Origin of the sequence: Argonema galeatum A003/A1 (genome assembly GCF_023333595.1) — a bacterium.
Taxonomy (GTDB): domain Bacteria; phylum Cyanobacteriota; class Cyanobacteriia; order Cyanobacteriales; family Aerosakkonemataceae; genus Argonema; species Argonema galeatum.
The window spans coordinates 64,385-77,329 of the sequence record NZ_JAIQZM010000005.1; the positions used below are offsets into that span (position 1 = coordinate 64,385).

The window sequence follows — 12,945 nt, forward strand, 5'->3', positions numbered from 1 at the left end:
ATTCTTCAATTTAAAAATTTCCAAGCACTTCAACAATAAATAGATAGAGGCTAAAATGAAAATTAAACCGTATGCTCAGCCGATAGTACCTAATCATAATGGCAGACAGTTTCAGCAATTGCCCAATATCTACTCAGAACAGCCTTATGAGGAGGAGGGCAGCAAACTAGATCTGCGTCAGATTTGGGGAGTTTTACGCCGCAGATTCCTAGTCGTTGCAACTGTGGCTATAGGAGTAGCTTCCACAGTTGGGATGCGAACCTGGAATAGTCAGCCGCAGTATATTGGTAGCTTTCGGGTGCTAGTAGAACCTATCACGGCTGAAACTAAGGTTGCTCAAACTTTCGGCGCGATCGTCTATTCCATATTGGATTACGATACTCAAACTGAGGTTTTACGCAGTCCCAGCGTTCTGACTCCTATTGTTGAGAAGATTAAAGCTAAGTATCCAGAAATAACTTACGAATCTCTCATCGGTAATTTAATAATTACCCGGTTGGGACAAACTAAGATTATAGAGGTGCGTTACCAAGATGTCGATCCTAAAAAAATTAATGATGTTTTGCAGCAAGTAGCTGACGGATATTTATCCTACAGTCGGACAGAGCGACAAAGCGATGTCCGCGAAGGAATTCAGTTCGTGCAAGAGCAGTTGCCGAATTTACGGCTGCGAGTTGACACTCTACAGGCAAGATTGCAAAAGTTTCGACAGCAGTACAACTTCATAGATCCGGAAACTAAAGCTCAAGAATTGTCCGGGCGAATGAACAGCATTTCTCAAGAGCAGAGCAATACTAAAACGAAACTGGATGAAATGCGATCGCTCTACGGAACCTTGCAAGGACAGTTGGGACTACAGCCTAATGAAGCAATTTTAGCTTCAGCTCTTTCGGAAGCATCTCGCTACCAAAAATTACTCACAGAATTCCAGGACGTAGAAACTAAACTTGCGGTTGAGTCAGTCAGATTCACAGCAGAAAACCCAACCATCCTAGCTCTCAAAGAGCAAAGGGAAAAATTGCTTCCCTTAATTAACAAAGAGGCGCAAAGAGTTTTGGGAAACAACTTGTCTGCCGCTACGGTTAACAGAGAAAGACTCACATACCAAAATTCTATTCGCTTATCGCTGACTCAGCAATTTGTCGAGACTACCAACCAAATTAAAGTTTTAGAAGTTCGGAACAAAGCCCTAGATCAAGCTGAAGCTTTATTGATTCGAGAATTTAAAGAAATGCCAATCAGGGCGCGTGAATACACCGACCTAAAACGAGAATTACAGGTTTCTACTGAGAGCTTACTCCGATTTCTATCAAGCCGGGAATCTCTGGAAATTGAAGCAGCCCAAAAAGCTACTCCTTGGCAACTAATTAATACTCCCGAAGCTGCTGTTGCTATTTCTCCTAGTAAGTATCGCAATATTATGCTGGGGGTAATTGCCGGGTTGATATTAGGTGCTGGCGCAGCTTGGTTAGCAGAAATGCTCGATAGTGTATTTCACTCTGTTGATGACCTCAAAGAGAAAAGTGGAATGCCTATTTTGGGTATTGTTCCGTTTCACAAATCAGTCAAAAAACTCGTTCCTGTCGCCGAAACAGCCCGGATACTTGCGGGAGAAAATCCAAATTTTGCGCCTGCTGATAGAAATTTACGGCGGTATAACGCTTCTCCATTTGTGGAAGCATTTCGCTCTCTCTACACCAATGTCCGCCTGCTCAGTTCCGATTTGCCTATCCGCTCTTTAGTTATTAGCTCATCTACACCTGCAGAGGGTAAAACTTTAGTAGCTTTGAACTTAGCCCAAGCTGCAGCAGCTATGGGGCAGCGGGTGTTGTTGGTGGATGCAGATTTGCGTCGTCCCCAAGTTCATGAAAGGTTTGGTTTGACTAACATGAGGGGGTTGAGCAATCTTATTTCCGCAGAAGATTTAGATATAAATGATGTTATCCAGCAATCTCCTGTGGAAGAGAATCTATTTGTGATGACTTCCGGTCAAGTTCCACCAGATCCAACTAGACTGCTTTCATCAGAAAAGATGCAGAATATTATGGCGCAACTCCAGACAGCTTTCAATTTAATCATTTATGACACTCCTCCTCTGCTCGGTTTCGCAGACGCTAACATCCTGGGTACTACTACAGATGGAGTGGTGCTGGTTGTGGGACTTGGCAAGACGGATCGTTACTCGTTGATGCAAACCATAGAGGGATTGAAAATGTCTGGCACACCTGTTTTAGGTATGGTTGCTAATGGAGTTAAAAGGAACGCAGTTCACTGGCACGATTCCTACAATCGCTATTACACTCAGACAGGGGAGACTAGGGGCTAGGGAAGAGGGAAAAGGGAAGAGGGAAGAGGGAAGAGGGAGAAGATTGAAATTAAATCTAAAATCTAAAATCTAAAATTCCTCTCTTCCCCTAGCCCAATGACTAATGACCAATTACTAATTACTAATGACCAATGACTAATGACAACAGACCAGAAATTCCTAACTGTGCCTGGAAGCGCCCCATCGGTCTAGGTTGGGAGAAGCCCTATAAAGTTCGCTCTAAAAGTAATCTAGATGATGGCCCTTGGCACGGAGCTACTTTGGGTGGCTTTGGATCTGGTTGCATTGGTCGATCGCCACGAGGTGATTTTAACCTCTGGCACTTGGATGGGGGAGAGCATACCTTCCAGAACTTCCCTGCTTGCCAGTTTAGTGTTTTTGAGGAGACAGGACTGAGCAAGCAAGCTTACGCTCTGTGTACCGAACCGCCAGCAGATGGCACTTTATCTGCGTGGAAATGGTATCCAGCTTCTCTGGAAGTGGGGACAGGAAATACCCAATCTTCTCTAGCTTCTACGGGAAATTATTACGCTCTTTATCCGCGCAGTTGGTTTGTTTATGAAGGGGTATTTCAAGCAGATCTGACTTGCGAGCAGTTTTCTCCAATTTGGCCGGGAAATTATCAGGAAAGCTCGTACCCTATCGCTATTTTTGAATGGACTGTCCACAATCCTACTGACAAGCCAATTACTATTAGTATTATGCTGACTTGGCAGAATATGGTGGGTTGGTTTACTAATGCTAATAAGACGCCACAGGTATCTGTTCGGGATGATGGCAGTCCGGTTTATGAGTACGAACCGCGATTGGGGGATAGCACGGGCAATTTTAATCAGTGGGTTGAAAATGAACACCGGCACGGCTGTCTGTTAGACCGATTTCGCCCTGATATCTATGATGTCGGGGAAGGGGAAGGACAGTGGGCTCTAGCTACTCTCAGTAATCCCAGCTTGGAAGTGTTTTATCACACTCGCTGGAATCCGGCTGGGGATGGTTCGGATATCTGGCAAAGTTTTGGGGCGGATGGTTCGTTAAGCGATCGCGAAAATGAATTGGCTGCTGTGACTGGGGAACAGATAGGAGCCGCTCTAGCTGTGCGTTTCACCATCAGACCGGGCAAAACTCGCAAAATTCCCTTTATTTTAGCTTGGGATTTGCCAGTCACGGAATTTGCTGCTGGGATTGAATATTACCGACGTTATACAGATTTCTTTGGTCGCAACGGTAAGAATGCTTGGTCAATGGTTCGTACCGCTCTCAAGCACTACGAGACTTGGAGAGAGCGCATACAAGCTTGGCAGCAGCCGATTCTCGATCGCGAGGATTTGCCGTCTTGGTTTAAAATGGCTCTGTTTAACGAGCTTTATGACCTCGCCAGCGGTGGTACTCTCTGGAGTGCGGCAGACGAACGCGATCCGGTGGGTCAGTTTGCGGTGTTGGAGTGTTTGGATTACCGTTGGTACGAAAGTCTGGATGTGCGGCTGTACGGCTCGTTTCCCGTGCTTATGTTCTGGCCGAAATTGGAAAAAGCGGTTTTAGAGGCATACTCAAGGGCAATTAAGAGTGGCGATCGCACGCCCCGAATTATTGGCTACAACCAAGCATCGGCTATCCGTAAAATTACTGGTGCAACCCCCCACGATTTGGGTGCGCCGAACGAACATCCTTGGGAAAAGACTAATTACACCAGCTATCAAGATTGCAACTTGTGGAAGGATTTATCCTGTGATTTTGTTTTACAGGTTTATCGCTATTTTGTGTTTACTGGTAAAACAGATGTCGAGTTTTTGAGGAATTGCTGGCCCAGCGTAGTCCAGACACTTGCTTATCTGAAAACCTTCGATCTAGATGGGGATAGCATTCCAGAAAATTCTGGTGCGCCGGATCAGACTTTTGATGATTGGCAACTAAAGGGAGTAAGTGCGTATTGCGGTGGGTTGTGGTTGGCGGCGCTGTCAGCTGCGATCGCGATCGGCAATATTCTAGGAAAACAGGAAGAATCCCACTTCGTCTATGGGGACGACAGGAACCCCACCCCCAACCCCTCCCCGTCTACGGGGAGGGGAGTAGGAGTAGAGGAGGGGAAGGGTGTAGGTAACAATAATATTGAAGAAACGATCGATACTTATAAGAGTTGGTTAGAGAAAGCGATCGAGCTTTATCAGCAAAAACTCTGGAACGGTCAGTACTACAAACTCGATAGCGAAAGCGGCTCAGATGTAGTGATGGCAGACCAGCTGTGCGGCCAATTCTACGCTCGCTTGCTGGGATTACCTGACATTGTACCAGCCGAATGTGCGCTCAGCGCCCTAAAAACAGTTTACGAAGCCTGCTTCTTGAAGTTCCACAACGGTCAGATAGGTGCTGCTAACGGTGTCAAACTTGATGGTTCTGCCGAAAAACCCGACGCTACCCATCCTCTGGAAGTCTGGACTGGAATTAATTTCGGTCTAGCTGCTTTTCTCGTCCAGATGGGAATGAAAGCTGAAGCATTCCAGCTTACAGAAGCCGTGGTAAGACAAATTTATGATAACGGGCTGCAATTTCGGACGCCAGAAGCCATTACAGCTGTCGGTACATTCCGTGCCAGTCACTACCTCCGACCAATGGCAATCTGGGCAATCTACGGCGTTTTGACAGATTTTCAGAACTAACACCAAATCCACGTCTACAGAGGTTTTATCTACTTATAGCTAGGGACTAGGGGCTAGGGGAAGAAGGGACTAGAATCAATGGTTTGGTGGAATTAAGAACGTCCTAACTGACGAGAGCGGTTGCTATAACTCAAGTTTTTGGGTACGTTGTTGCGCTTTAGCGCTCTTTGAGCGCTAAAGCGCAACAACGTACCTGTAAAGATTCTATGAAGATATTCTCGCGTTTGATTAAAGATTCTATGAAGACTTAGCTCTTGCTTTTGCAATGGTTACGTGAATTTACTAGGATTAATACAGCTAATTAAGGGATTTTTTAGCCAAACTGGCCAAAAGCGAAACCTGGGTGCTGGGGGAACCAATTTATTTATGCAGCAGTCTACTAAAAGTAGCGAGATTTACGGAAACCACCTGCCGTGCTTTGTAGTGACCCTCAGTGATAGTACCAAGGGTGAGCATGGATATTTTAAATTTGGTGGCAACGCCGTTCCCGCGCCGATACTCACGCGACATCCTTACCTCAGCATCGGCAAAAAAAATTCTTGACTGGTAGAAATTTTACGCAAACTGGCACCGTCGAGTTGCGGCGCTAAAACAAAACCTGCGCTGGCATTCGGAAAACCGCTGAGAGAACCTGCTAAATGCTCGATTTGGCGGTCAAAAACTCGCTTAGGCTCATGCGCGTTTATCTGAGATTTTGCACCAAGGCTAAGAGTGTCGGAAATCTCAGCTTCTATCTGTTATGAGTCCTAAGCTTCTACAAGCATAGCTGCTTAGCTAGGTCGTCAGATTGCATAGGTGCAATTTGTATAGCCACAGTCACACCCGTACCACACAGATAAATTCCGCTTTACATAAAAAGGTGAACGCTATGACTCAACCAGTTTCTTATACCAACACAAAACTTGACAAAGCTATGAGTTCTGAAAAATTTACTCAGATTGAGGAAGCCATCCACGCTGGGAAGTATTCCTGGGCTTGTGTTTTGATTCTGCGTTTTGCTGGCTACAACCCGCTACACTACATACCCTACCGGACTTACAATCGATTGCTCAAAGAAAACTGCCAACTTGGCAACTCGGTCAGAGATAAAACAGATAATATAAACATCGATAGCCAACGTTCTGGGTCTGGGTTTGATGATATAACCTCACAAAAGTATCTAAGCAAGATTACAGCCTTGGGTTGCTTAAAAACAGTTAACGAACAGCACCCATCGGTAGGTGACGGTCATTCTAATTAGTGACCGAGCAAGACAACTTTGAATGAAAATACATTTCCAGTTGGTTTCTTGCTTTATGATAAGCAAACTTATTCAGTTTGCAGATAGCAAACTTTCGGCTACTTTTAAATATCTCCTTTCAAATTTTCATTCAGTTCTCAAACAACTGTCTCGTTTTTAATCGTCAACAAAACTTACGCAAATTTGTCCCGGCTTACTCCCTTCAGCCTACAAGAGTATGTAGGGGCTCCGCTGAGTGCGTGCCGTAGGCATAGCCAAAAAAACCGGGATTTTTCATTTGAAAATACCCTCACCCTAAAGGGTGGGGCTACACAAACAAAGCCCGCCTACGCGGGCTTTAAGAAAAGGGGGGTAAAACAATCGGATTTGGTATTACACGAAAAATATTGCTATGTAGCAATATTTTTCGTGTTTTGGGTCACAATTCTTAAAGAATTATAAATATGCCATTTTGGCAATACTGATCGGGTTAGCTAGGTTATTGTTAAATCACAAGAATTTTGAATGTGAACTTATTCCTAAAGTTCGGTAAGCGGCTTTCTTGTGCAGAAAAAATACAGTTAGTTAAGGCTTTCAGAATTGAAAGCCTATGAATGAACTTCAAGCTAAGGCAATAAAAGTCTTGCTGTGAAGTAAAATGCTGCGGCCAAATGGGAGAAAAGATTCACATTTTTCTTGAAAAACCAAGGGCTACCTAAAAAACGAGGATCGAAATATGAGTACCGATTTTGACAACAAACTGAGTGACGATCTCAAAGAGTTAGATAAATCCCAAATCTTGGATAAAGGCAAAGATTTAGATAAACCCAAAGAACCTGATGATAGTGGCCTTGTGCAACGTGCCGAATACGTCCCTAGGCAACTGATCGTTAAGTTTAAAGAAGGGATTTCGGCAACCGATGTTAGAACTCTTAAAGAAAACCTCAATGCCGCAGTTGTCGCGACAACCGAAACTCTTGACACTGAACTTTGGGAAATTAAGGGAATCACCGTTGAAGAGGCGATTGGGACGTACCGTAACGATTCTCGGATCGAATATATCGAACCCAACTTTGTAGTTTCGATAAATGCAACAATTCCCAACGATCCGAGTTTTAACCAACTTTGGGGATTAAATAATACCGGACAGACAGGCGGAACCCCTGATGCTGACATCGACGCGGCAGAAGCTTGGGATCTTCAAACTGGCTCTGATGTAGTAGTTGGTGTGATTGATACTGGTGTGGATTACAATCACCCCGATCTGGTTGACAATATTTGGACGAATCCGGGGGAAATTTCCGACGGGATTGATAATGATGGCAATGGGTATGTGGATGATATCCACGGATATGACTTTGTAAATAATGACGGAGATCCCTTTGATGACAATGGACACGGAAGCCATGTTTCGGGGACGATCGCAGGTAGAGGGAATAACGGCGTCGGCGTCACAGGCGTTAGTTGGGATGCCCAGATTATGGGGCTTAAGTTCCTGAACGCTGGTGGTTTTGGAGACACTTTCGGTGCCGTTCAGGCAGTGGAATATGCCACGTTGATGGGTGCGAAGCTGACCAACAACAGTTGGGGAGGTGGTGGCTATTCTCAGGCGCTGTATGATGCGATCGCAGCAGCAGGTAATACTGGACAGTTGTTTGTTGCGGCGGCGGGGAATGAGGCATCGAATAACAATATATTTCCAGCGTACCCTGCCAGCTACGACTTGGATAATATCATCTCGGTTGCTGCCACAGATCATAACGACAACTTAGCTGGATTTTCTAATTACGGTGCCACAACCGTAGACTTGGGTGCGCCCGGTGTTAGTATATACAGCACCGTTCCTTACGGCAGTGGATACGATACCTACAGCGGGACTTCAATGGCTACTCCCCACGTATCTGGCGTAGCTAGTTTGATTTGGGCTCAAAATCCTGGCATGACCGGCCAGGAAGTTAAGAATCGAATTCTGGGTTCGGTCGATCCAGTGGCAGCCTTGGACGGAAAAACCCTTACCGGGGGCAGACTGAATGCCTACAGAGCGATCGCAGAAGTCGGTACGGGTACAATTAGCGGCATCAAATGGAACGACCTAGATGTTGATGGCGTAAAAGACCCCAGCGAACCCGGACTAGAAGGCTGGACGATTTATTTAGATCAAAATAACAATGATGTCCTGGATCAAGTAGTTAACAACCTAAGTTCAACCGACATTCCCAAGACAATCGCCGACCTGAGTACAATTACCTCCGACTTAGCAGTCAGCGGCTTAGGCCCGACAATAGAAGACGTAAACGTCAAGATAAACATTAACCACACTTACGACTCGGATTTAGACGTTTATCTGACCAGCCCATCAGGTAACGAGATCGAGCTGTTTACCGATGTAGGCGGCAGTGGAGACAACTTCAACAACACCACCTTGGATGATGAAGCAGCCACCTCAATTCCTACGGGATTGGCTCCATTTAGCGGCAGCTACAAACCGGAAGAACTTCTGGTCGCTTTGGATGGTGAAAATCCCAACGGTGTTTGGACGTTGAAAGTCATAGACGACGCGGGAGCTGATGTCGGAACCCTGAACAGTTGGTCGCTTGAGATAGCGACTCCAGAACCCTCCACTCAAACCGATGTCAACGGTAACTATTCCTTCACCGGCTTAGCACCGGACACTTACACCGTCGCCGAGGTGCAGGAGCCGGGATGGGAGCAAACCTATCCAGAGGGAGATGGTACGCACACGGTAACTGTAGAAGCGGATGAAATTGTTGAGGGCATCGACTTCGGCAACCGGGACAGCAGCATTGGTCTGATTAAAGGCATCAAGTGGAATGACTTAGACGGCGACGCCGTGCAAGACCCCAGCGAGTCCGGGCTGGAAGGCTGGACGATTTATTTGGACGATAACAACAACGGCGTTCTAGATCAAGAGGTTAACAATGTAAGTTCAAGCGATATTCCGAAGCTGATTGCCGATAATAACACCGTTACCTCTGACCTGGATGTGAGCGGTTTGAGCGGTACGTTAGAAGATGTAAACGTCACCTTGGACATCACCCACACTTGGGATGAAGATTTAGATGTATATCTCGTCAGTTCATCAGGCACCGAGATCGAACTTTTCACCGATGTAGGCGGTAGCGCAGACAACTTCAGCAATACTACCTTGGATGACGAAGCTGCCACGCCAATTACTGCGACTTTTGCGCCGTTTACCGGCAGCTTCCAACCAGAAGAACTTCTAGCTGCTTTCGATGGTGAAGATCCCAACGGCACCTGGACGTTGAAAATTACGGATGACCTGGGGGGCGACGTTGGCACCCTGAACAGTTGGTCACTTAACTTAAGCACTACCGAGGTGAACACTCAGACCGATGCCAACGGCGATTATATCTTCACTGGCCTGGAAGCGGGAACTTATACTGTGGCGGAGGTGCAGCAGCCGGGATGGGAGCAAACGTTCCCAGATGGAGATGGTACGCACACGGTAAACCTCGATCCGGGCGAGATTGCTAGCGATATCGACTTTGGCAACCAAGCGCTACCAGGTGAGATTCACGGTATTAAGTGGAACGACCTTGACGGTGATGGTGAGTTAAATGCCGGTGAATCTGGACTGGCAAACTGGACAATCTTTTTAGATGAAAACCAGAACGGTCAGCTGGATGCTGGTGAAGAATTTACCGTTACTAACGCCAACGGCGAGTATGAATTCACGGATCTAGACCTGGGAACCTACAATGTTGCAGAAGTGCTAAAAGATGGTTGGGTGCAGACTTATCCCGGCGCTCCATCTAATGCAGGTTTTGAAACTGGCGACTTCAGCAGTTGGGAAACTACGGGCGTTACAAGCATTGAGACAGCCGCGTTTGGTTCTGGCCCTACTGAAGGAACATATCAAGCTTCGATCTCCAATGCCTTTGGTTCCGTAAGCGATGCGGAACTGGAAACTTTCTTGGAATTAACTCCTGGAAGCTTGGACGACTTGGGCAATGGTAACGCTACGGAAGGTTCGGCAATTCAACAAACGGTTACGGTGGAAGCTGGTTCTCAATTAACTTTCGATTGGAACTTCTTTACCAACGAGGGAACACCCAGCATCTACAACGATTTTGCCTTTATCTCGATCGCATCGGATGGTGCAAACACACTAGCCAGCACGAATAGTGATTTCGTACCTTCTTCTGCCCCCTCGTTCTTTGAAATGACCGATTTTGGGTCGTTCTCCTACACTTTCACCAATTCGGGAACGTACAAAGTCGGTGTCGGGGTTGTGGACGTGACAGATAGTGTCGTTGATTCCGGGTTGCTAATTGACAATTTCTCTCTCACGGATAGCGAAGGCAACCTTTTACCGGGTTTCCATACTGCGGAAATCGGCCCTGGCGATATTGTTGAAGGTCTTAATTTTGGCAACAAGCAGACTGGCGACAATCCAGGAGAACCAGGAGAACCGGGTGGACCCATATTTGGCACTCCTGAAGATGATGAGATTAACATTTTTGATGCCCCTGCGATCGTCTTTGCTGGTGATGGCGATGATATCGTTGATGCTTCCGCAAGTTTCGGCGGAAACCGACTCTACGGCGGTGACGGCGATGATATCTTGTTCGGTAGCTTCAACGACAGGTTGTTTGGCGGCGACGGCGATGATATCTTGTTTAGCGGTAATGGCGACAATCTCATGAGTGGCGGCGCGGGTGCAGACCAATTCTGGATGGCAATGGCAGCATTTCCCGATTCTGTTAATACGATCGCAGATTTCGAGTTGGTTGGCGATGCGATCGGTATAGGTGGTCTACCGGGAGTAGACAGCTTTGCTGATCTGTCTTTCGTACAAAGTGGCAACGATACGCGAATTAGTGCTTTGAGTCAAGAACTAGCGATCTTAAAAAATATTCAGGCAGGTTCTCTCAATAGCTCCAATTTCATCTTTGCCTAAAACGCCGATTGATTAACTTACTCTTAGTGGGCTAGAAACCCGGTTTCTCCAAGAAACCGGGTTTCTGGGTGTTCAGTTCACCCATTTCTTTGTAGCTTTGTAGGTTGGGTTTCGTGCCTCAACACAACCTACAAACAAATGGCGAAGGTATTGCCCTTAGAAACCCGGTTTCTTCAAGAAACCGGGTTTCTAAGTACCTCACTCATCTGAAAGGCGCTGTAATCGCTAATCAAAGAGAAGATTTGACTTGGACTGGATGTATGGTTTGAATACAGGATTGATGTGAAAGTGCGATCGCGTTCCTACTTGCACTTTTTCGACTAAGCCGCGTCGCCCTAAAGATTGGATAGCTTGCCAAAATTCGGATTTGGATAATGTGCTATCTGCTGGTTGTTGGGAAATATCTACAGCTTCATCTTGACTTGCTAACCAGTAGCTTACCTGTTTTTCTATCTCCGATAAACGCTCTAAGTGAGATTCTAAAAGTGGTTCTAAGTCACCTAAAAATATCTCATTTTGCTCTGCTAAAAACAGGGATACGCTACCGTTAAATAAATCTTGTATTGTTGAAGCTATGATATTTAACCAGCAAGGATGACCTTGATAAAGGGTGATTAATTCCGACCATTGTTCCTCATCAGTTAATCCTTTTTCTCTCAATATTTCTTCTGCTTGTTCTCCTAACCCTTTGAGGTGTAACGTGCGTGTGGGTCGGTTTTCTCCTTCTAAAGTAGTAATTTCTCTGGGTTTTTCCCAACTGAGGAGGATTAAACAACTTTGATGAGATGATGTGGCAATTTGTTTAAATAATTTGCCATAATCTTCATATCCAGCTAAATATTGACCTGCGAATTGACCGCTTCTAAAAATATTCTGCACGTCATCAAGGATGACTAAACACCGATAGGATCGAAAATAATCGATAACTGTGGGTAATGGGGTTTGTTGCGATCGGGAAAAAAATTGTTTCAGATCGGTTTGCAGTGCTGAAAGGGTGGTATTGTTACTGAGACTTCGCCAAATAATATAATCGAATTGGGTTTGGATTTGTTCGATGAGTTTGACTGCGATCGCACTTTTGCCAATTTCACTTAAGCCGTATATGGTAATTAAGCGCGTGCGTCTTTGCAAAATCCACTGCTTGAGGGTGGATAGTTCGGAAGTGCGATCGTAATAGCAAGTTAATTCTGGTGCGTCTGCTATATCGATGATTGGTGATTGAGTTTTGGTTTGGGGGGAGTCAGGGTGAGAGTGCGATCGCGTTTGTCTATCGTTAATATTTTGGATAAATTGATTACAAATATTAATATCAATTTCTTGTAATAAACAGTCGCCTGAATGAGAAACTTGAGAAACTCTATTTTTTTTCTCTAACTTAGAACGAAAATTAAACTTATTGAGGTCTTCTCCTAATTTCTCACCCAGCTTTTCCCATAACTTAGCAGCTTCTTTTTTAATATGAGATTCACTACAATTATAATCTTTAGCTATTTGAGGATATTTTTGTCTTTGCCAAACGCCTGTTAGTATTGCTTCCTGTATAGATGTGAGATGTTTTCCGGTATCATTAAAAATCAAATTATCAGCCCAATGTAACACATCTTCAATATTCTTCATACTTAGATACAGATATATATTTAGTTTACTGTATCCTACCAAATCCTACTTTGTCAACTGAATTGTACCAAATCCTACTAAATTTTTTCAGGATACTTAGAAAAATTGGGTGCTAAAGTCTACTATTTTGAGTGGACAAGGGGAAAATTGACTAAATAAAATTAGGGAAGCAGGCTCGATCGCATTT

General features: G+C 45.2%; 5 protein-coding genes. 4 read left to right on the top strand and 1 reads right to left on the bottom strand.

Annotated features, from left to right (window positions below):
• Positions 1-55: 55 nt before the first annotated feature.
• From LAY41_RS07660 to LAY41_RS07675, 4 genes are all read left to right on the top strand, one after another.
• Positions 56-2,326 (top strand): GumC family protein, encoded by a 2,271-nt coding sequence (locus LAY41_RS07660; RefSeq protein ID WP_249095954.1) that lies wholly within the window; start codon positions 56-58, stop codon positions 2,324-2,326.
• Positions 2,327-2,457: 131 nt separating this feature from the next.
• Positions 2,458-4,980: a GH116 family glycosyl hydrolase gene (locus LAY41_RS07665; RefSeq protein ID WP_249095957.1), complete on the top strand. Its 2,523-nt coding sequence runs from the start codon at positions 2,458-2,460 to the stop codon at positions 4,978-4,980.
• A gap of 868 nt (positions 4,981-5,848) precedes the next feature.
• Positions 5,849-6,220 (top strand): HetP family heterocyst commitment protein, encoded by a 372-nt coding sequence (locus tag LAY41_RS07670; protein ID WP_249095960.1) that lies wholly within the window; start codon positions 5,849-5,851, stop codon positions 6,218-6,220.
• 715 nt (positions 6,221-6,935) lie between these two features.
• Positions 6,936-11,141 (top strand): S8 family serine peptidase, encoded by a 4,206-nt coding sequence (locus LAY41_RS07675; protein ID WP_249095963.1) that lies wholly within the window; start codon positions 6,936-6,938, stop codon positions 11,139-11,141.
• Between the two features lie 225 nt (positions 11,142-11,366).
• Here LAY41_RS07675 and LAY41_RS07680 read toward each other — a convergent pair whose 3' ends face one another.
• Complete coding sequence (locus tag LAY41_RS07680; protein ID WP_249095966.1) at positions 11,367-12,758, bottom strand: helix-turn-helix domain-containing protein; 1,392 nt, start codon at positions 12,756-12,758, stop codon at positions 11,367-11,369.
• Positions 12,759-12,945: the final 187 nt, after the last annotated feature.